The organism is Ruegeria sp. CH6 (genome assembly GCF_056537005.1).
Window position 1 is genome coordinate 59,022 of sequence record NZ_JBQFQS010000008.1, and the last position, 21,196, is coordinate 80,217.

A 21,196-nucleotide genomic window follows, 5' to 3' on the forward strand; every position below is an offset into this window, starting at 1 on the left:
CTTTTCCTTACGCAGCCTCGCCTAGATAGGCCTCGCGAACCTTGGGGTTACCGCGGATGTTTTCAGGAGTATCTTCAACCAGGGGTGTACCCTGAGCCAGAACAGTGATGCGTTCGGCAAGGCTGAAGACCACATGCATGTCATGCTCGATGATTGCGATGGTGATGTCGCGCTCATCTTTGATCTGTTTCAGCAGGTCGATCGTGTTGTTGGTATCCGCCCTCGCCATCCCAGCCGTGGGTTCATCCAGTAGAAGTAGCCGCGGATTTTGGCTGAGGCACATGCCAATCTCAAGCCGCCGCTTGTCACCGCGCGACAGCGAGGCAGCATGCATTTCGCGTTTGTCTGCCATATTCATCTCTTCCAGCATGGCTTCGGCTTGATCGACGATGTCGCGCTCGTTTGCGATGGTCTCATATGCATGCATTCGGAATGCACCGTCCCGCATTGCAAAAATCGGGATCAACATGTTCTCCATCACTGTCAGCTCACCAAAAATCTCCGGCGTCTGGAACACGCGACTAATACCCATCTGGTTGATCTGGTAGGGTTCACGCCCCAACACCGAGGCGTTGTCGAACAATACGGAACCGGTGTCTGGCATAAGCTTGCCCACCAGACAATTTAGTAAAGTCGACTTGCCGGCACCATTGGGTCCGATGATCGCGTGAACCGAGTTTTCCTCAACACTGAGATTTACGTCCGTTAGTGCCTTGAGACCGCCGAAGCGCTTGCTGACGTCTTTGACTCTTAGAATTGCCATGGCGCGCCCCTTATTCCGCCGGTTCCGTTTTGCCTGACGTTGCATCGTCGGCTTTTGATTTCTTGCGCTTGATCCGGTTAAGCAAACGCTGGCCACCTTCGACAAGACCACCTGGCAAGTAGATAACGACCAGCATGAAAAGGATGCCGAGCGTCAGATGCCAACCTTTTCCAATGAACGGATGGATCACGAACACTACCGCGTCCTCCAAACCGTCAGGCAGGAAAGCAAACCAACTGTGCAACACGTTGTCATTGATCTTCGAGAAAATATTCTCGAAATATTTGATGAAACCTGCACCCAGTACTGGACCGATCAAAGTGCCTGTACCACCCAGGATCGTCATCAGAACGACTTCACCCGAAGCGGTCCACTGCATACGCTCTGCGCCTGCCAGCGGATCCATTGCCGCCATCAGGCCACCAGCTAAACCGGCATACATGCCAGAGATTACAAACGCCGCCAATGTGTACGGCTTTGAATTTAGGCCGGTATAGCTCATCCGTTGCTGGTTTGATTTGACCGCCCGTAGCATCATGCCAAAAGGTGAGCGGAAGATGCGGATGGACAGATAGAATACCATCATCATGATTATCGCACATAGATAGTATCCCGCATTAAAATCAAAGCTCCACGCTCCCACGTCCATTGTATAGGTTGCGCGCATCGGCAGCCCGAATAGATGCGGCAGGTCCGGTGAGTTGGCGCCTTGCAAGATTTGCGGATCGTCTGCGTAAACCTGCAGACCGGTTTCCCCGTTGGTTAGGTTGAACTTGGGGTTCGACAAGACAGAGTAGGCCAACGCAAAACTCATCTGCGCAAAGGCCAGAGTCAGGATCGAAAAGTAGATGCCCGACCGGCGCAGACTGACATAACCAATCAGCAGTGAGAACACCCCGGCAACCACAACGCTGAGTGCGATCGCTGGAATGATATTGTAGCTCAGCAACTTGAACATCCATACCGCTGAATACGATCCGACACCTAAAAAGGCTGCGTGACCGAATGACAGGTATCCTGTAAGGCCGAATAGGATGTTGAACCCGATGGCAAAGATGCCAAAAATCACGAAACGCTGCATCAAGTCCGGATAACCCGCGTTAAATTGCGCCATGGCGCTGCCTTCTGGGAACGGGTTCAGGATGAATGGGGCCAGCAGAGTGAGAAGGCCGACGATGATCAGAAGGCTGGTGTCTTTTTTGTTCAGTCCAAACATCGATTATTCCTCCATCACGCCTTTGCGTCCCATCAACCCGCGTGGGCGTGTCAGAAGCACAATGATGGCAACAAGGTAGATGATGATTTGGTTGATCCCAGGGATTGTCGTGGTGGCCCAGGTTGTTGAAGCAAAACTCTCCAGGATGCCCAGTAGAAAGCCAGCCAGCACGGCTCCGGGCAGCGAGCCCATGCCGCCGACAACAACCACAACAAAGCTAAGAACCAGAAAGTCCATCCCCATGTGATAATTTGGCGGGTTCAGCGGCCCGTACATTACACCGGCCAAACCGGCCACTGCGGCAGCGATACCGAACATGATCGTAAAGCGCCGGTCGATGTTTATTCCCAACAAGCCTACGGTCTCGCGATCCGCCATTCCGGCGCGCACGACCATGCCGAACGTGGTGAATTGCAGGAATGAGAAAACAGCACCGATGATCGCGACGGCAAATCCGAAGTAAACCAGACGCCAAATTGGATAGATTATGGCGTTGGGGTCAAATCCAACCATTGTGCCAAGGTCGATAGAACCGCTCAGCGCGTCAGGCGGTGGAGTTTGGATTGGATTGGCACCGAAGAAATACTTTACGATTTCCTGCAACACGATCGCTAGGCCAAACGTCACAAGGATCTGGTCAGCGTGAGGGCGCTTGTAGAAGTGCTTAATCAACCCGCGTTCCATCACGTAGCCCACTGCCAACATGATCGGGATCGCAAACAGGACAGCCAGTGGAACAGACCAATCGATGATCGCCGCACCGGTCTCTGGGCCGAACCAAGCCTCGACGTAGGGTGTTTCAACCTTCAGTGGGTTGCCCAAGAAGTCGGTCTGGCTCTCGTCGATGGTCACAAAGCTCAGGTTCATGAGCTTTTGCAGAGTAACGGCACAGAACGCACCGATCATGAACAGTGCCCCGTGGGCAAAGTTCACAACGCCCAGTGTTCCAAAAATAAGCGTCAGCCCCAGCGCAATCAACGCATAGGCCGACCCTTTGTCCAGACCGTTCAAAATTTGCAATAGGATGGCGTCCATTGGCCCCACCTCAGGGTTGGTCAGTGTGAATTAAGTGGTTAACAGGATCAGCCCTGTTGAAGGTGTCTGGCCACCTTCCTGGCAGCCAGACTTAGACACGAGGACTTACGCGCCCGGGTTACACTCACCCAGTGAGCCACCGGCGAACATCGGATGCTCGGGGTCGTATTCGACCTGCGCGCGCGGCGTGATCTCGACGATTTCCAGAGTGTCATAGGCGTTGGTCGGGTTCTCGTTGCCACGAACGACCAACACGTCTTTGAAGCACTGGTGGTCCGCACCGCGGTACCAGGTCGGACCGTTGCCCAAACCGTCAAACTCGAAGTCTTCCAGAGCTTCGACAACGCCGCACGGGTTAAATGTACCAGCACGCTCACAGGCATCCGCATAAAGCAGAACTTGTGCATAGCAGGTCTGTGCAGAGTTGGACGGCGGTTTGCCGTACTTTTCACCAAACGACTTCACAAAGGCCTTGGTGCCCTCATCTTGCAGCTGCCAGTTCCAGTTCATCGAACCCAGCACGCCTTTGATGTTCTCGCCTGCACCAGCGGCCATCAGTTCCGAATACAGCGGAACGACGATCTTGAAGTCTTTGCCGTTGGCCACCTTGTCAAGCAGGCCGAACTGAATAGCGTTGGTGAGCGAGTTCACCATGTTGCCGCCGTAGTGGTTCAGAACCAGAACATCAGCGCCCGAATTCAAAACCGGAGTGATGTAGGACGAAAAGTCCGTGGACGCGAGCGGCGTTTTGACAGTGTTGACCGTTTCCCATCCCAAAGCTTCTGTCGAGGCAACAATGGACTCTTCCTGAGTCCAACCCCAGTTGTAGTCAGCCGTCAGGTGATAGGCGCGGCGCTCATTGCCCATCTCGGCGGCCAGCACCGGTGCAAGGGCAGCACCCGACATGTAGGCGTTGAAGAAATGGCGGAAACCATTGGCCTTCTTGTCTTTGCCAGTCGTGTCGTTGGCGTGGGTTAGGCCCGCCATGAAGATCACACCTGCTTCTTGACAGAGGCCCTGCACAGCAACGGCCACGCCCGATGACGAACCGCCATTGATCATGATGGCGCCGTCTTTTTCGATCATCGATTTTGCCGATGCACGCGCAGCGTCTGACTTGGTCTGCGTGTCGCCTGTGACGAACTCGACCTTCTTGCCAAGGATACCGTTGCCCTTCAGTGCCTTCGAGGTGAAGGTGTTCAAGCAACCGCCATCTCCCTCACCATTGAGATGTTCGACGGCCAGCTGTTGCGCCAGCAACTCGTCGTTACCCTCTTCAGCATACGGCCCAGTCTGGGGAACATTGAAGCCCAGGGTTACGGACCCTCCGGTTGGTTCGTTGGTGTAAGCAGCAGCCGACGAAGCCGTGAAGATCGTAGGCAGGGCCAGACCGGTACCTGCGACGGCACCAGACTTCAACACGCCGCGGCGTGTGACAGATTTATTGGTCATTAATTCCTCCCATTTCCCTTTCTTTCGTCATTTGGCTCCTCTTCCAGCAGACGAAAGCGCACTTATGTGCAAATCAATAATGGAAAGCCGAAGGAAAATTTCACAACAAATTGCTGGATTTGAAATAAAATTTTGTAAATTTATTCACCAATTGCAGCTATATCTGTAAATTTTTTGCTGACTGGTAGTGCTAACTAATATGATTCCTGACAGTTAGGTGCAAAAAAGCTATTCCTAGTGCTTTGTCCTGAATGGCTTCGCACGCTTTAGTGGGCAGAAGCTGAGGCTAATTCGCAAGTGCGAGGCAGTATTTTCTGTTTCAGTTTGATACTAGATGTTCACAGAGGCTGGGGTCTGCCGTCAAAGGAGCCTGATTTATCATTTGCCTGTTTTGGGCTCCATGCCGCATTTCGCTGCATTGTTGTTCGGCGACCTGTCACAGCCCGAAGCGGATATTCGCAAGTAAACTTCGCAGATTAAACGATGCGTAAAGAAACTTACCGTACAGCGGCAAAAACCACGTATCGGACGACCAGCGGCTAACGTGATTCATGTCAACAAACGCAAGGATCAGAGAAAGAACTCTGCCCTTTCCACTACCCAAACCATTGCGATTAAACTTGCGCACGCGGCAACGACAGCGCGAGAGCTGACCCAGATGCGACCTGGTTGTTTACGCAGCAACAACACCAGGGGCCAGACCAGTAGAACGATCATGACTTGTCCAGCCTCTACTCCAACATTGAAGGCCAGCAAGCTGTGCCAAACGTTTGGTGCATCAACTCGTAGAATTTGATGCAACATGAAGGAGAAACCAAACCCGTGCAGCAACCCAATCCCGGACGTGATGGCAAAAGCCTTCAGGTCGCCATGTCCTTTCTCTGGTGGCCAAACCGCCATCGCAGCAGCGTAGATAATTGAAAGTGCTATTGCCAGTTCGACAGTTGGGATGAACCACGCTCCGCTCGGCGCGAAGCCGAAAAAACCCAAAATTAGTGTTACCGTGTGGCCCAAGGTAAAGCCTGTGACGCGGGCGAGAAGGCTGTGCAAGTTCAATGCACCGATGATCATGCAAAGCACAAACAGAACGTGATCGGGACCTTCCAAAATATGCCGAATACCTTCGACAAAGAAGGTCGAAGCGGCTGCGGTTGCCGATCCGGAAACTTCGAACGGGGTATGCATCAGGCCCCGCGCACGAAATGTCCGAACATCCTGTCCGTTATAGTCGAGAATCAGGTTCGCCGTTTCTTCTTGTTCAGGAAGTCCCGGATCAGAAGTGTAGGATAAACTGTATGCTCCAACTTCTCCCGTCACAAAGCGCAGATGTACGTCAACCATCACCTCGCCAACATAAATCTCCTCGGTTGTTGGAAACACATCTCTTGGCGCAAGTGCTGAACGCGCCTCATCAAGCGTGGCAAAGCCGGGTTCTTGTCCCGACGGATGCAGTCTTATCGAGACGATTTCTGATGTTTGTTGGTGACCGTCGATAGATAGCACAAAGCCGTTTTCAGCAATACGAGCCAAGCGGGTTGGATCTTTTTGCAACGCGACCTGATCCAAGTAGTGCATCAGCACCCCATCTTCGATCAGATTGTATGTGTAAGGAGCTGGTTCGGGCAAACCGTCCGGGCCTTCGGGACCGACGAGTTCCGCAACCAGATACGGCATCGGAAGGCGCAAATAGACATCTAAGCCATCTTCCGAATGGGCCACATGATGAATGCGGACATTCTGGTTTAGATTGAAATGCGCCTCTGCTCTGCCTGCGCACAAAAAGATCATGGCAAACAGGAACGTGGCAAAAAACAATCTAACCACTACCACAGAATTACCCTCCTGTTTTGGCGCTGATAATCGTCAGCTCATCAAGCATCCAATGGTCGCCATGCTGCGAAACGTCTAGCAAGCCGCGATAAGAAACCGTTTGCCTGTGTAGGTGCCCCCAATGACCTCCGCTTACACGGGCAGTCCAATTGGCGAGGGCCTGATGCTGATGTCTGTCTTCGCCGGGCGAGAAGCTTTCGACGTTCAGGTCTGAAATCGCTTCGACTCGTGCCAAGGCGCCAGAGGGCAGGGTAACCGACAAGCCACGACGCATCTCTGCTTGAACCTTTTCGCGATTGATTGCTTCGACATATGGCTCCATCGCCGCCACGGTATTGTCATCTCGCGTCTCAAGCATCGTGGTTCCGATGTTGGTCAAAAGGCCTTCTACGATTTGATGCGTCGCGATCTCATCCGGCTCAGGCGCTGTCGACAAGTTGTTCAGTGAGTAAGTGACAATCGCAGCGGCACCGAATGCCCCGGTCAGGCCAAGCAAGATCAGACGCTGACCGTTTGCACGTTGCGACGAATAATAGGCGCATACCAAACACAGAAAACCTAAGCCGAACGCAAGCGAAGGCACCTGAGCTACACCTGCGACTTTGACGACGACCGGGCTCGTTTTCGGATTAACCCAAGTTGTCAGATGATTGTTCCAACTTATAACAGGATCGGATGCATAAATCTGCGAGGGAACCGCCCCTGCCGGATCGGAGAGGGTGATCGGAATAACTTCCAGACCATCTGGGAAAAGCTCCCAAGCCAGGTCAACTCGGCTCGGCAAGGTCTCAACCGGATAGGAAAGGACAACACCCAATAGCATCGTCTTTCGGTTAGCCTCTGCTTCATCCGGAAGAGCACGCAAACCTTCGGCACCAACTTTGATACGTGAAACCTGCACCGTTTCCGGTTTCATCGGCTTGTCGTCTACGGCGAGCGGGTTTCTAGTCGCAAGAAAGTCCGATACGCCAGACTTGATCCTGGCGACATCATCTGAGGTTAATCGCTCTGCGCCTTCAAAGTCCAAATCCGCCCAAGTTTCGAAGTCTTTCAAACGCAATATGATCTCGTGCCGGACGACACGCGGTTCCATGGCCAAGAACGACATCATTGGAGACTTGTGGTGGCGGGTGAGGTTTGGGTTCTCAAATTTGCTAAACCAAGGATCATCCCAATCTGGCAGCATTGTCTCAGCCTGAGAAAGGTAACGATAGTCTGTCACCGGAACGCCCATGTGCTCGACCACAACGCCGAGTGAAGCCAGGGGGATCCCGTCTGGACTTAGGGGGGGAATGAATGTGATCCGTTCAGGCTTGCCATTGAACGGAAACTCCATATCCACGAAGACGACATTTTCGCTGCGTGGTCGCGGTCGAAACTGAGCGCTCGCTGCAGTTTGCCGGGAAATTCTGGGGCGTACATCAATCGTATTCGTTGTGCTGGTCAGTTCCTCTTCGTCTGCCCAGATCTGAAGGTTTCGACCCGTACGCTCGGCCAGTGTCGTACCCGAACCATCGTCTGGAATGACGAATATGGGATAGTCGTTCAAATCGACCTCAAGGGTTACTCGCACATGATCGGGCTGCACCGAAAGCTCGACAAAGTTTGGGGCGGTTTCCCCGCCGTAGGGGGACACGAGGTCAGCAATCGATTGGTTCGCGCTAAACGTAAGACTGGCGAGCACCGAGCCCAACCAAACGCATATTGTGCCGCATTCTCCAATCTTAGAAATGGAACGCGACGGCAGCATAGATACCATTCTGGTCAACATCATAGGCAAACTCCCCGCCCGAGCGGTCAGTGGAATAGTCAATTCCATAGAACTGATAGCCAAACCGCAGGGACGTGTTCTCCCAGCCTTTCCAGTCAAAACCAGCCAGAAGCAGATATTGCAGGTCATCGCCATTCACGCCGAAACCACTCAGTTCAGCGCGACTGGCGAAACTCCATTTCTCGTTGATTTCCATCGCATAGCGGAGTGCGATCATTGGCTCGAACCAATCTTCCGTTCCGCCCAGCGTTACGCCGGGTCCGGGGCCTGCAATGTTGATCTCTTGTTTAAGTCGGTTCCACTGAACGCCAATTGCGGCGTCTGCTGCATAGCGTCGGCCCGAAGCAAGGACCCCGTTTGCGAACCGGTAAGCCCCCTGAACGTTTACAAAGGTCTGCCGGACATCAACATCAACGCCTGCTCTTCCGCCCGGTAGAGTTCCGTCTTCACCAAGCCTTACATAGTAGAGTTCAGAGATGATCCCAAAGTCTCCGTTCCAACCTTCGTAGCGCACTGAGGCGGCACCTTGGAGAACATCGAGTACCTCGCTCAGGCTCAGATCCAGATCGACGCTTGTACCATCAATTGTTGATGTACCCGTCGTGCTGAGCGGCAGGAACAGATAGGGCGTAATGGAATGTCGCCACCCGCCTTCATCATCTTCTGAACGCGCAAGAGATTGAGCGCTCGCCGCATGGGATGTCGCTATAGTCAACCAACCCACACAAACCAAATGGCGATAAATCAAAGATGTGTGTCGCATAAGGAAACCCGATCAGATTTAGGTAAAGCCGGCGCGTGTTGCAGTCGCGCCGGTCAAATTTGACTTTATTGATCGCCGGGATACGGGAACTCTTGGCCCAACACCTCTGACGCTTCCTCGTAGATCGGTCGCAAGACGTCATCCACGTCGTCAACACCCCCGAGAGTGAACTCTGAGAACGTGAGAACATCTTGCGGCACACCAGCTTTTTCAGAGAAATTGACTCGATCCTGCATGTCTGGTGCTTGCGCCGGAGCAGCCAATGGAGGTGCCCAAGTTCTTTCTTCGGTTGCGGCCATACGGATGATTATGTCGTCCTTGGTGACGTTCCATACCATAAAGTCGTCTGCCAGACTGAGCGGGCCGTCATAGGTTGATCGAATACGCTGGTAGACCGAGTTGACCGTGTCGAAATCGTTAAAGAAATGATACGCGACGGCCAATCTTGGTTGGATGTCACTCATCACCTTTCCAAAGGCTTCAGGTGCTGTGTGGACTTGGGTTCCGACCAATAGTGCCGATTCAGGTGTAAACTTCATTTTGGTGACCAGTTCAGGTACGGCGATGAAACACTCGTGGATCGCGAGATCTGCATTCTTTGCGTATTCTTTGAACCATTTGTTCGGATAGGTGTCCGAGCTGAACACAAATTTCAGCCCATTCCACTCCAAAGCATAACTAACCGAGCCATCAATTGCGTGGATTGCTGGAAAGGACCGGATCGTTACACCATTGTTCTCGTAGACCACTTGGTTTTCACCTTTGTAGTCGAATTCGTTGATTTCCAAGCTGTATCCGCGAAAATCTGTATTACCGGCACGCGCGGCCAGATCCCAGGTCAACATCCGACGCATATTTTCAAGCGCATAGGCTGTCCCTAACTCTTCCACAGGACCGCTTGGCCCCCAAACCCGCAACGGAACATTTCTGCCCATCAACGCTCCACCGATGAACAGGTCATGCAACGCGCCGAAATGGTCAGTATGCAGATGGCCGATGAAAACCTTGTCCAAATAATTGTACGGGATTTGCAGGGAAGAAATTCGCTCGGCCGATCCCGAACCAATGTCGAACAAGAATTTGTCTCCATTGCCCAGTTCCACAAGGAAACACGCAGCAGCCTGAGCAGCCCGCGTTGTAGGCATTCCGGTTCCGCAGGCAATTACTCGCATCTCGTCTTCGGCGAGATCTTCGGTATTGGGATAGTACACATCGCGCGGGCGATCACGCACCATCGTCGGAGAAACCTCTTCTGTTTCCTGCGCGTATGCTGCCGAGGGGGCAACTACATCAAATACCGCGTCGGTAATCGCTTGAGGGGAGACAGCCCAAGCGCCAAACATCACACCAATTGCGAAGTGCTTGCTAAGACTCCTGTAATTCAGATGTTGAGCCATGTGTCATCCTCCAGTCGCTTGGTGGTTTGGCAAGCTGGAAATGCGGATTTTCGCGCTCCGGCCCGCTGTTTTGGTTACAAGCCTGAGGCTTAGGGAACATACACGTAAGTGACTCACGGTGAATAACGGGGTGACTCACGCACCGATAATTGCAAAAATACGAATATGGTACGGCATCCTGAAATCGTTTCGGACGGTGAGAAACGCGCTGCCTTAGGCAGGTTGCTTGCTGACGCTCATCTAGATGGATCCGATAGACTTCAGGCGTTCCTGACGTACATCGTCGAGGAAGAACTCGCTGGGCGCGGCGAGGAAATCCGCAGCAAGACTATCGCTCAAGATGTTTACGACCGCGATACCTCGGAGGGAACTGATCCGGAGAACATCGTTCGCGTCGATGCTCGGCGGCTTCGCCAGTTCTTGGAACTGCATTACGAAGGTATTGGAAAAGGTGATCCAGTACGACTGTGTATCGATAGCGGTGGATATAGGCCGCGTTTCGAAGCCGTTTCAGGCATCGGTACAGTATCAATCTCGACTGAAGTTAAACGTTTTGGACTACCCATAGGCGCGTTCGCAATAGGGGCTTTCGTTGGTGCATTGGTCGCAGTCGGTCTTGCCCAAGATGGACAGGAAACTGCTTCTGCTGAAGTGGGCGGTTTGCCTGCAGGTGACTCGAACGCGTACTTGCAGCGCGCTGCAATTTACGAAAAATCCCCGGCCGCACTACAAGCGTTCAATTTGGCGCAACAGGCGCGGACAATGATATTTCCGATCTTCGACCAACAGCGCCAGTTATTGGTTCTCACCGTGTTCGAAGGCGTGATCGAAATCGACCCAGAGTATTTCGGCGGATATGCGGGTGCAGCGCAGGCACTCGCGTCCCTTGCGGTGATAACTCCACCGTCCGATGCCAAGACCGAATACGCTGATGCCGCCATGAAGCTGGCGAACCAAGCAGTTAGCCTTGCTCCGGACCAAGCCTGGAGCCAGTCCGCTAAAAGCTGGGCCTTTTTCGCCAATCGCGATTACGACGCAGCTTTGCAACTCGGTAGACGGGCCTCAAAACTTGATCCGAATGATGGAGCGGTTCTCGACTTTCTTGGCGCTGTGGCTTTGTTTTCCGGCGCATTCGAGGAGGCTATCGAGACCGCAGACAGGCTCACGTTGCTGGATCCCAGCAACCAGAGGTTTGCCAATCGAAACATTTCGGGCGCGACGCACTTTCATCTGGGTGAATATCAAACAACGGTAGAGCGCTTTGAAGAGGCTAAGCAACTTGGCGATCCGCTTAGCGCTCCTTCTTTGGCTTATGTGACGGCAGCGCTGTCAGCCATGGGGCAAGACCAAGCGGCTAAAGCCAAGCTGGCTGAACTTGAGCGTGCATGGCCGGACGCGCCAATAGACGCGATACTCAAAAGTATCCACAAAGACGTCGAGAACGCAGAAGCCGTGCTACGCGAGTTACGAAAACAGGGATGGGTAAGCCTTGTCCGATAGGGTGATGAACGACGGCTGATAGCGGTGCCAAGGTCATAGTTTTTCCGTGTGTGGGTGCTCAAGTCGAAACTCACTCCACCTATCCGCCAGCAGCAGAAATTGTTCATGACTGTCCTGATAGCGCAGCCGGTTTGCAAGCGAGCCTGCATAGTGTCCGATGTGAAGCGGCCCCGTGGTGCGGTCACCTGTCAGAATGGTTGGTTTGTTCGTTTGCGTCTTCTCAAGAAAATGGAGGCGGCGCATCGGGAGGCTCGGAAAACAAAAGGCCGCCCATGCGGCGGCCTCGGAATACGTTTGGTAATCCGGCCACCCTGTCAGGAGGCCAGCCACCAAGTCATTGTGATGATCGTAGTGTTTTCCATGGAACACTTACTATCGTCTGTGAGATTACTGGTCAATCAATTGGTAGAGAGGGCTCGGGGCTGACCTTAGATGCGGTGCCGCACGTTCGCTGTAGGGGGCGCTGTGCGATGCAAGTACGGTCCAATGCGGACCTTCACCACATGGTCTCTATGCTGCGGCGCGGCCTGCTAAACCGGACCTTCACTGCATCTGTAACATCGGGATACTTGCGAACTCACAAAACGCAGGACTTCGCAGGTATTCAGGTGTGACAACCAATTGTCAGCTTTGGAAGGTCAGTAGTCAGAATTCGCCACTTCTTTTGGTAGCAAATCGATGCAACCTTTAGCACATCCCAGTGCGCTAACTACGTATTTCCACTGTTTCATTCAGCTATGGGCATAGTAAATGACTTGAAAAACAGTTTTGGACTTAGAATTGACATGAATTAGTCCAAAATTTCGATGACTTGAGTGGTGTTGGAGCCCATGTCAGCCCGCCAAGTTGGCTGCAAACCAGAGAATCTCGAGCAACGAGCACATGATCAGAGTCACGAACTTCAGCAAACAATACAAAGGCTTCACGGCCGTGAAGAACCTTAGCTTTTCGGTTGAACCCGGCCAAATCCTCGGGCTGGTTGGTTCGAATGGTGCAGGCAAGACGACGACCCTACGTGCCTTGTGCGGAATTGTCCCTCCGACCTCGGGGCGCCTCTTGGTTGCGGGCCATGACATCGTACGCGAGCCGATCGAAGCCAAACGGAACATTGGTTATATTCCTGATGACCCACGGCTTTTTGACACCATGACGGTCTGGGAACATCTGGCCTTTACTGCGGCGGCTTACCGACTCGCTGATTTTGAGGAAACCGCCGAAGCGCTTCTTGTGTCCTTCGAGCTTACCCATAAGCGCGATACGCTCGTCCATAACTTGTCTCGCGGTATGCGCCAAAAGGTGGCGATCGCCTGTGCCTTTTTGCACGATCCCAAGGTGATCCTGTTCGATGAGCCTCTGACGGGGCTTGATCCGCAGGGGATTCGGGGCATCCAGCAGGCGATCCGAGAACGTGCGCGTTCTGGTGCCGCCATCATCATCAGCTCGCATCTTTTGAGCCTGTTCGAGAACTTGTGCACGCATATTATGGTGTTGAACCTTGGTGAGTGCCGCAGGTTTGGCACGATGAGCGACGTGCTGAGCGAGGTCGGCGAGACCGACAGTAATTCGGCCCTAGAAGAGGCGTATTTCAGCATCACCCAAGACAAAGAAATGGCTGAAGTTTAAAAATATGGATTCTGCGCTTTTTCGTCTTCTTTTGATGCGCTTGCGTGGCGGCATCCGCCTGCGTCTGATCCAATTGACAACTTTGCGCGGCCTGCTCTTTTCTGTTGCTTTTTGCGGGATCGTTTGGCTGCTGCTGGTTGCAAACGGCTCATCTATGGAAACGGGGTTCTTGGTAGACGCCGCCTTGGATCGGCAAGCTTTAAACACGCAGATCAGCACTTACATGCCGATCGGAATGCTTGCGATGTCCCTGCTGACGGTCGCGCTGTCTGTCGGTCCTACGTTTCATTTTTCGCCGGCAGAGATCAATTTTCTTTTCACCGGGCCATTCCGTCGGCGCGACCTGATCATCTACAAATTCGGCGCCTACGTTGCCGGTGCCACATTAAGCTGTGCGCTCATCACCATCTTTGCACAGGCGCAAACGGGGTCCGCACTGACTGCGTTTATCGCCTCGCTCCTGACGCTCGTCTTCGTTCAGTTGAACAGCGCCGTCATCGGCATGGCTGGGCAAGTACTGGAAGGCAGCAGGTTTGCGCGGCTTCGATGGCCCGCAATTGCGCTGCTTTCCGCCGCTGCGACCGCCACCGCAGTCTACGCTTGGACAACGCCCGAGCGCAGCCTATTCGACTTGCTGTTCGAGTTTCGCCACTCGTGGATCGGCACCATTGTCCTGTCACCCTACATCGTGTTTGCCGAACTCTTCGTAGCGCCATCGCCATTTCCGCATCTGTTCTTTTGGGCCTCAATCGCGGTCCTCATCAACGCTGCACTATTGCACCTTGCAATCAAGCTCGACGCGCGCACGACTGATCGTGCCTTAAAGGAAAACGCCCGACAGAGCGACCGATGGGAGCGCATAAAGCAAGGAGGTTCGTTCTGGGCCACTGAACGGGCCGAAATACCTTCGATCCGTCGTGCGCCGATTGTAAGTGGTTTGGGGCCGATTATCTGGCGTCAGGCCCTCAACGTTGCCCGCAGTTCATTCAGGGTCGTTGCCGTGTTTATTGGTATGGCTGCCTGCGTCGGGCCGGTCCTTTCCGCGGCCGGTATATCAGTCACGGACTCGCGGGCCGTGTTGTTTTTCTACATCTTTTTTGTGTTCATCCTGCCTCGAACACTGGTTTGCGACTTTCGCGGCGACCTGAGCCGGATGGAAGTCTACAAGACCTTGCCCATCCCACCATGGCGGATCTGCACAGGTCAGCTCGTGACTCAGGTGGTTCTGGCCTGTGTCGTTGCTGTGACCATGATCGTCAGCATCGTCGTCTTTCAAGATGGACTCGGCATACCCGATGCACTGGTTCTTGCGGCTTTTGTATTCCCGTTGACCGTGCTTCTCTATACCGTTGAGAACACGATACATCTCTTGTTTCCGACAAAACTCCTCCCGATGGGACGAGCAGACTTCGAATTTCTTGGTCGTTCACTTGTCGAGTTCATCGCGAAGTCGATTGCCATCTTTGCGGCTGTGGCGGCTTCGGCTGCCGTGGGGCTATTCACATTCACAACGATAAGACCCTCTTGGGTTCTATTGGGGTTGGCCAGCTGGATCACATTGACCTTGTTCGGGCTTTTTGCGTTGGCCGCGATGCAATATGCGTTCCGTCGGTTCGCAGTGGCAGAAAACGTCGACTAAAGCGAAGAATGGTAACCGCCGGCCGAGGCCTTCAACCTACTTGAGGCCCCAGCCGTCGGAATGGCGGATTAGGGCCTATTATCTGTAAACATGGTGCGGACTCATTGAAATTAGCCATGTCAAGAATTGCAGTTCACTAAGTTCCGTTCCCAGCACACCATCGAATAGGCGTATCTAAAACCGCACTGCCGATGATCAAAAGTATGGGCCGACAACGAGGACCAACGTGAGTGATAGTACTGGAAATACCTGCCAGCAGCGTAAGCGGACCAATATAGGTTAAGCGCCTCTGAAAAGGGGTTGGCGCATTCACTATTCGGAAACCTCAAGTCGCCGTATTTTCTGGCGCAGGATTTCAGGTTTGAATGCCCACGCAAATATCAAGCGCGCGAGAACAAAATTATTGTCGCGCGCAAAAATACTTGAATTGTTGCATTTTAAGTTCAAGTATTCGAATGCGTGGCAAGTCTGTATTACCTCTGTTGCTCGCGCATTTGCCAGACCTGTCTGGTTAACCTCCTGGAGATGACGTGAGTGGCGTCGCCAGGAGGTTACTTTTTCGTTGAGACAATCTTCCACAGGAACGCCTAATGAAGCTAGCAAGGTTGAAATACCCCACTTGTGAGCGAAGTTCATTTTGTCCGTTTGCCTGCTATTTGTTACCTGGTTCTGAACGTTCGGAATGAGCGGTTTGCGACTTGCCGCACTCGCGAAAGACTGAAGCGTGATCAAAGGCGGCTTTGGGCTCGTTGCAGACATTCGAAGTCAGAAAAAAGTCGACTTATGTCTGGGCTGAGCACGGAGCAGACGTTTGAAGTGCCTTTTTCTGTGCCTTCAAAAGGGGAATGGCTAGGTTTCCCGACTACTCCTCGAATGAGCGTGAGATCGCGTCCATTGCAGCCCACCCCAACGCGATATTCTCCTTGTCTGCACTCACTGGAAGCGATGAGAATTTAACGATTACTGTCCGGGTCGTGGGGTTAATCCAAATGTGCTGACCGTTGACCCCGACGGCGAAGAACGAACCGTGGTCGTCCTTGGTCACATACCACTGATTTCGGTAGAAGCCGTTGGGCCAAGTCTTAGAGTAGATTGTTGGCTGCCAAGCCGCGTTGTCCCCGTTAAAGCGGATATCATCGATCCACCCAGGCGGTATAATCTGTCGATCATTGAAGAAACCATCGTCCAGGACCATTTGCGAGAACCTAGCAAGGTCGCGCAAAGTCAGAACGAATCCGCCGTTTGCAGCGGCAGCGCCCTTGTAGTCGACCGTGATGTGGCCATCGTGGTCGACTCCAAGCTGCGACCAGATCGCGGTGCTCATGTAGTCCGCAAACCGCTGTCCCGAAGCTCTTTCGATTAACCAGCCAAGAACGTCGGTGTTGATCGATGCATATTGGAACTGCTGACCGTGCGGTCGCGACGTTTCTTTTTCAATGGTAGTGGCAAAGGCATAGACCCCTTCCTCGGCCATGGGTGCATTTTCGCCGCGCCAAGCTGTTGAGGCCTCGTGTGCGACAACCTCTGCTTCTGGGTCGGCGTAGTCCTCGCTGAAGACTATAGAGGTTGTCATATCAAGAACTTGCCGAACCGTCGCATCACCAAAACCTGGCGCGCCATCCATCTCCGGGATATAGTCCGTGACCTTCGCTGTCGGGTTCAGTCGTCCGTCATTCACGAGTATCCCGGCCAGAGTACCTGTAACGGACTTCGACACGGACATCAGAAGGTGCCTCGTGTCCGGAGTCATTCCATTGAAGTACTTTTCAAAGACGATATCGCCGTTGTGCAGAACGATGAAACCATCAGTATACGTCCGGACCAGCATGTCCGCGACTGTCATCGGTTGACCGTCCAAGCCGTCAAACTGAAGCCCTGAGAGGTCTTGAGGCGTGAGATTGAGAGGCGCGGCCGGTCCTGAACCACGGCTGATATTTGCAACGTGCAGGAACTCACTGATATGCTGGAACGCCCAACGATTGTCCGGGCCCTTGTCCCAAGCAGAAATATCGATGGTACGTGTTGGAGGATTCCCTTGCATGATCCCCATCTCGGCCGCGGTCATCGGCCGTCCTTCGACAATGTTGTCTTGCGCAAACGCCGCACTGGCAAATGCTAAGGCGCAGAAATAGCATAGTGTTTTCATCGTTCCCTCCCCCATTTCTTCGAATTTATAACGAGAACCCAAAACCACCAAATTTGTGCGAATGTGGCGGTCTGCTTTGTCCGCAGTCCTTCCATCGGCAAAGCGATAGGGAATGTCCGGTTTGCACGGTTCAGAACTTTCTGCACGGGCGAAGCCTCAAAGTGCGGTGAAGGTCTGGTAAGGGCTCCTATCGCCAGTACAAGTGCACTGCTGAAAAAACGTCCATTCTGAGCCCGGAGCTGCCGTTAGTCGCGCTTCGGGCCTATGCAAGTACGGCGCGTAGTGAACGCGTAAAGCGGACATTGAGCGCAATTTTGTGAAAGGCAGGGGAGTGGGAAAGTTGTCGTTGCTGATTTTCGTTACTTGTGAAGGTATTGGCAACGACCATCAGAATTCAACTGAAAGCCAATAGTCTATGTATTCGATACCTACTTTGGAAACTGAGCGCGTCATATTGCGTGTGCCCACGATGGAGGACTGGCCAGAATACTCTGAGTTGATGGTGTCAGAACGCTCGGTTTTCATGGGTGGTCCTTTCTCTCTTGCTGCTGCCTGGGGATTGTTTTGTCACGACGTTGCGCAATGGGCACTGATGGGATTTGGCGCGCTGATGATCGAAGAACGTTGGTCGGGGCAGTGTTTAGGGCAAGTAGGAGTTAATTCCGGTCCTCTGTTTCCAGAGTATGAACTGGGCTGGCTTATCTATTCACACGCAGAGGGTAAAGGATTTGCCTACGAAGCTGCACAGGCGTTGAAACGCTGGGCGTATCATGAAAGGAAACTTGAGACACTGGTCAGTTATGTGGATCCACTTAATATTCGATCCCGTTCGCTTGCAGAAAGGCTCGGCGCTAATCTGGACGCAGCAGCACCTCGTCAAGATCCGACGGATCTAGTTTATCGCCACCCCTTTGAATAGGTCACCTAGGCTCAGGACTCATAGCTAGAACATGATGAGAGCTGCGATGGCGATTGCTGAGAGGAAAACTGTCGGGCACCTGTCGTACCGTGTTGCGCCGCGCCGCCAATCCTTCAATCGACCGAACATGATCTCTTTGCGGTAGCGGCGTTTGTAACGCCACATGTCATACCTCGCGGGTTTCTTGCGGTGCTTTCGACCTAGTATGCAGGGGCGTGCCATTGTCGTACAAAGCTTTCCTGAACCAAACAGCATCATAGCCGCGATCCCGAGCAACCAATCGACATCTGGCAAGCTACTGAGCAAGACGCATGCACCGATGTAATTGCTGACCTATCCGGCGATTACAAAGAGGTTCGGTGGACGACCTCAGCTGTCGCAGATCGCATGCAACTTTGTGTTCATGCCGCCCTTGGTTCAGCCGCCCGCGCGCCCCTGTTTGACGTCAAAACTGGATGCAGTTCGATGAGCCTTCAGGTAAGTCGCATCAATCATCAGAGTTATTTCCTCGCCTTGATAGGCGGCCAGAGCAGCCATCATCTCGCCAAAGCCACCCGTCTTGCAACAAGAAACGTTTTGCTGAAAACCCACAACACCGGTACTGTTTACGCCAATCCAATCACAGCAAACCCAACGCTCATGAATCCACAACCAAACAACGCATCATTTGCACCGCTTGTGCGGGCAAATTTGCGTTCGCGATCCGTGGAAGGGTTTTCTCAAGATCTTGAAAAGGTCTGCGGGCAGTTTGCCGTCGAGTCTGGGTCTGCCTCACGCGGGCGCATTGATGGAGACGTTTCCACATTACCAGTGTCACGATTTGAAACGGCAATTGTATCTCTAGACGCTCAAAGAGTTTTTCGAGACGAGCGTATGATACGGAAGGACCCCGGAGAGCACTTGTTTCTACTCATACAGGACAAGGGAAACTGCCGCATTCACCAGAACGATACGTCGGTTTTGTTGACGCCCGGCGACATGTATCTTGTTGATAGCGCAAAACGCTCCGAGTTTGTCTATGACGGGATGAACTCTCGCCAAATCTCGATCCACCTGCCGCGTGATGAGATGCTGCACAGATTCGGGGCAATTTGCACCGGCGGGATTGGGGTGGACCACAATGATCCCTTGTTTGTGGCAATGCGCGCCGTTCTGGCCAAGATATTTGCGGAAGATAACGCAGTTACACTGCAGCTGGGTGAGGCGTTCTTGAGTTTGCTGGGGGCCTATTTCCGGTGTGTCAGCCATCAGGAAGATCAAAACGGACGAGAGGCTAACGCAGTTCTGTCACGTGCCTTGCAACTGATAGAGCGCAAAGCGACCGACCCTGCATTCGGGCCGCAAGCGTTGGCAGAAGCTTTGCAAGTATCGTCCCGGACCCTTCAGCGCCATTTTGGAACGATTGGTGAAACGGCGAGTAAGCGTATCTTGTCTGTGCGGCTTGAGACCGCAAAAGCCCGACTGAAGGAAGTGAACTCTGACGCCGGACGCGACACGATCGCCGTCGTGGCGTATGATTCCGGGTTCAACGACCTGTCGCATTTTTACAAGGTCTTTCGGGAACGATTTGGTGTCTCCCCGGGGGCTGCGCGAAAGAATATGTCGCCTTGACCCAAATCTTGTGGCGCAAAACCCCAAGACTCGACCGACCGGTCGGCTAAACTTTCTCTCTATGATTGATGGTCGTGTACGAGCATCGAGATTCAGGGAGGACGAGACATGATCGAATACGATCTGACCATCGATGGTCAGCCAATATCCACGGCAACCATGTTTGATGTGCTGAACCCATCGACGGGTGAAGTTGCAGGACGGGCGCCCAATGCGACGACAGCCGAACTGGAGACGGCAGTTGCAGCTGCAAAAACAGCATTTGAAAGCTGGTCGGCCAGATCGGACGAAGAATTACAATCCGCCTGCGAGGCTGTGGCACAGAAGATCGGAGATCATTCCGATGAGCTTGCCAAAATCATTACCGCCGAACAGGGAAAGCCGCTGAGTGGTCTGGGATCGCGCTGGGAAATGGGTGCGGCAGGGGCCTGGGCCGGATATACTGCTGGCCTGTCTTTGCCGATGAAGGTTCTGCAGGACAGTAATGAAGGACGGGTCGAGTTACATCGCAAGCCACTTGGTGTTGTAGGATCGATCACACCCTGGAACTTCCCGGTGATGATTGCGATTTGGCACATCATGCCGGCATTGCGTACCGGCAATACTGTCGTCATCAAGCCATCACCCCAGACGCCATTGTCAACATTGCGTCTTGTTCAGATTATGAACGAAGTTCTGCCTGCGGGCGTTGTGAATGTTATCACCAGCGATGACATGGGTGATAATATCGGTGGCGCGATGTCAGCCCATCCCGATATCCGTAAGATCGTTTTTACCGGGTCTTGCGCCACCGGGCAAAAGGTCATGGCGTCGGCCGCCGAAACCATGAAACGCCTGACGCTCGAACTGGGCGGCAATGATGCGGGCATCGTTCTGCCTGACGCCGACCCACACGCTATTGCCGAAGGTCTGTTCTGGGGTGGATTCATCAACAACGGCCAGACTTGTGCCGCGATGAAGCGCCTATATGTTCATGAAAGTATCCATGACGAGGTCTGCGACGCGCTTGTCGAATTTGCCCGCAATATCCCGGTGGGTGATGGCATGGACGACCATGCAATACTCGGCCCGATCCAGAACAAAATGCAGTTTGACAAGGTCAGCCGCCTGGTCGCCGACGCGAAACAGCGTGGCCGGGTGCTACTGGGTGGCGCACCGGGCGATGGGTTGTTCTTCCCTCCTACGATCATTGCGGGGCTGAATAACGGCGACCCATTGGTTGATGAAGAACAGTTCGGCCCGGCGCTGCCGATCATCAAGTACTCGGACGTGGAAGATGCGATTGCCGCTGCGAATGACAGCCCGAATGGGCTGGGTGGCTCGGTCTGGTCGTCTGACATTGAGGCCGCCAAGGCAGTTGCCAGCCGTATGGAATGCGGATCAGTCTGGATCAACAAGCATGGCGCCATTCAACCCAACGCCCCGTTCGGCGGGGTCAAATCATCTGGGATCGGCGTCGAATTCGCCGATGAAGGTTTGGCCGAATACACCGATATCCAAGTCGTATTCAGCTAAAGGAAGACAGGAGAGG

General features: G+C 53.3%; 16 protein-coding genes and 1 pseudogene. 6 read left to right on the plus strand and 11 right to left on the minus strand.

Annotation, left to right across the window (positions count from 1 at the left end):
• Positions 1-7: 7 nt before the first annotated feature.
• The 8 genes from ACR0CW_RS15895 to gntH all read right to left on the minus strand — a co-directional run bounded on the left by ACR0CW_RS15895 (position 8) and on the right by gntH (position 10,227).
• On the minus strand, positions 8-763 hold the full coding sequence (locus ACR0CW_RS15895) for an ABC transporter ATP-binding protein (RefSeq protein ID WP_155147991.1): 756 nt from the start codon (positions 761-763) through the stop codon (positions 8-10).
• A 10-nt stretch (positions 764-773) separates the two neighbouring features.
• Complete coding sequence (locus tag ACR0CW_RS15900; RefSeq protein ID WP_155147994.1) at positions 774-1,979, minus strand: branched-chain amino acid ABC transporter permease; 1,206 nt, start codon at positions 1,977-1,979, stop codon at positions 774-776.
• A 3-nt stretch (positions 1,980-1,982) separates the two neighbouring features.
• Positions 1,983-3,014 carry a branched-chain amino acid ABC transporter permease gene (locus tag ACR0CW_RS15905; protein ID WP_480744404.1) on the minus strand — a complete coding sequence of 344 codons (1,032 nt, stop codon included), beginning with the start codon at positions 3,012-3,014 and terminating at the stop codon, positions 1,983-1,985.
• Positions 3,015-3,119: 105 nt separating this feature from the next.
• Positions 3,120-4,466, minus strand: a complete 1,347-nt coding sequence (locus tag ACR0CW_RS15910; protein ID WP_155147997.1) for a substrate-binding protein — start codon at positions 4,464-4,466, stop codon at positions 3,120-3,122.
• A 570-nt stretch (positions 4,467-5,036) separates the two neighbouring features.
• Positions 5,037-6,296, minus strand: coding sequence for a HupE/UreJ family protein (locus ACR0CW_RS15915; RefSeq protein ID WP_480788551.1), 1,260 nt, complete (start codon positions 6,294-6,296; stop codon positions 5,037-5,039).
• A 4-nt stretch (positions 6,297-6,300) separates the two neighbouring features.
• A complete protein-coding gene (locus ACR0CW_RS15920; RefSeq protein WP_480788552.1) occupies positions 6,301-7,932 on the minus strand; it encodes a hypothetical protein in 1,632 nt (543 codons plus the stop codon).
• Positions 7,933-8,020: 88 nt separating this feature from the next.
• Complete coding sequence (locus ACR0CW_RS15925) at positions 8,021-8,782, minus strand: hypothetical protein (RefSeq protein ID WP_480788553.1); 762 nt, start codon at positions 8,780-8,782, stop codon at positions 8,021-8,023.
• 113 nt (positions 8,783-8,895) lie between these two features.
• Positions 8,896-10,227: a guanitoxin biosynthesis MBL fold metallo-hydrolase GntH gene (gntH, locus tag ACR0CW_RS15930; protein WP_480788554.1), complete on the minus strand. Its 1,332-nt coding sequence runs from the start codon at positions 10,225-10,227 to the stop codon at positions 8,896-8,898.
• A 165-nt stretch (positions 10,228-10,392) separates the two neighbouring features.
• Here gntH and ACR0CW_RS15935 point away from each other — a divergent pair, with 165 nt between their 5' ends.
• Positions 10,393-11,727: a tetratricopeptide repeat protein gene (locus tag ACR0CW_RS15935; RefSeq protein WP_480788555.1), complete on the plus strand. Its 1,335-nt coding sequence runs from the start codon at positions 10,393-10,395 to the stop codon at positions 11,725-11,727.
• Positions 11,728-11,760: 33 nt separating this feature from the next.
• Here the strand turns inward: ACR0CW_RS15935 and ACR0CW_RS15940 are convergent, their stop codons facing one another.
• Positions 11,761-12,096 carry a hypothetical protein gene (locus ACR0CW_RS15940; protein WP_480788556.1) on the minus strand — a complete coding sequence of 112 codons (336 nt, stop codon included), beginning with the start codon at positions 12,094-12,096 and terminating at the stop codon, positions 11,761-11,763.
• A 513-nt stretch (positions 12,097-12,609) separates the two neighbouring features.
• On the opposite strand from ACR0CW_RS15940, the gene ACR0CW_RS15945 reads away from it, so the two are divergent.
• Together ACR0CW_RS15945 and ACR0CW_RS15950 are read left to right on the plus strand one after the other, a co-directional pair.
• A complete protein-coding gene (locus tag ACR0CW_RS15945) occupies positions 12,610-13,350 on the plus strand; it encodes an ABC transporter ATP-binding protein (RefSeq protein ID WP_480788557.1) in 741 nt (246 codons plus the stop codon).
• A gap of 4 nt (positions 13,351-13,354) precedes the next feature.
• Positions 13,355-14,989, plus strand: coding sequence for a hypothetical protein (locus tag ACR0CW_RS15950; RefSeq protein WP_480788558.1), 1,635 nt, complete (start codon positions 13,355-13,357; stop codon positions 14,987-14,989).
• A gap of 862 nt (positions 14,990-15,851) precedes the next feature.
• Here the strand turns inward: ACR0CW_RS15950 and ACR0CW_RS15955 are convergent.
• On the minus strand, positions 15,852-17,135 hold the full coding sequence (locus ACR0CW_RS15955) for a serine hydrolase domain-containing protein (RefSeq protein WP_480788559.1): 1,284 nt from the start codon (positions 17,133-17,135) through the stop codon (positions 15,852-15,854).
• A gap of 433 nt (positions 17,136-17,568) precedes the next feature.
• Here ACR0CW_RS15955 and ACR0CW_RS15960 point away from each other — a divergent pair, with 433 nt between their 5' ends.
• On the plus strand, positions 17,569-18,054 hold the full coding sequence (locus ACR0CW_RS15960) for a GNAT family N-acetyltransferase (RefSeq protein WP_480788560.1): 486 nt from the start codon (positions 17,569-17,571) through the stop codon (positions 18,052-18,054).
• 24 nt (positions 18,055-18,078) lie between these two features.
• Here ACR0CW_RS15960 and ACR0CW_RS15965 read toward each other — a convergent pair.
• Positions 18,079-18,609, minus strand: a pseudogene (locus tag ACR0CW_RS15965) (IS5 family transposase); the annotation flags it as partial.
• An 84-nt stretch (positions 18,610-18,693) separates the two neighbouring features.
• Here ACR0CW_RS15965 and ACR0CW_RS15970 point away from each other — a divergent pair.
• Together ACR0CW_RS15970 and ACR0CW_RS15975 are read left to right on the plus strand one after the other, a co-directional pair.
• The gene (locus ACR0CW_RS15970; protein ID WP_480788561.1) at positions 18,694-19,665 is read left to right on the plus strand and encodes a helix-turn-helix domain-containing protein; all 972 of its coding nucleotides are present in this window, start codon (positions 18,694-18,696) and stop codon (positions 19,663-19,665) included.
• Between the two features lie 108 nt (positions 19,666-19,773).
• Entirely contained in the window at positions 19,774-21,180 is a 1,407-nt protein-coding gene (locus ACR0CW_RS15975; RefSeq protein ID WP_480788562.1) for an aldehyde dehydrogenase family protein, read from the plus strand.
• Positions 21,181-21,196 lie beyond the last annotated feature (16 nt).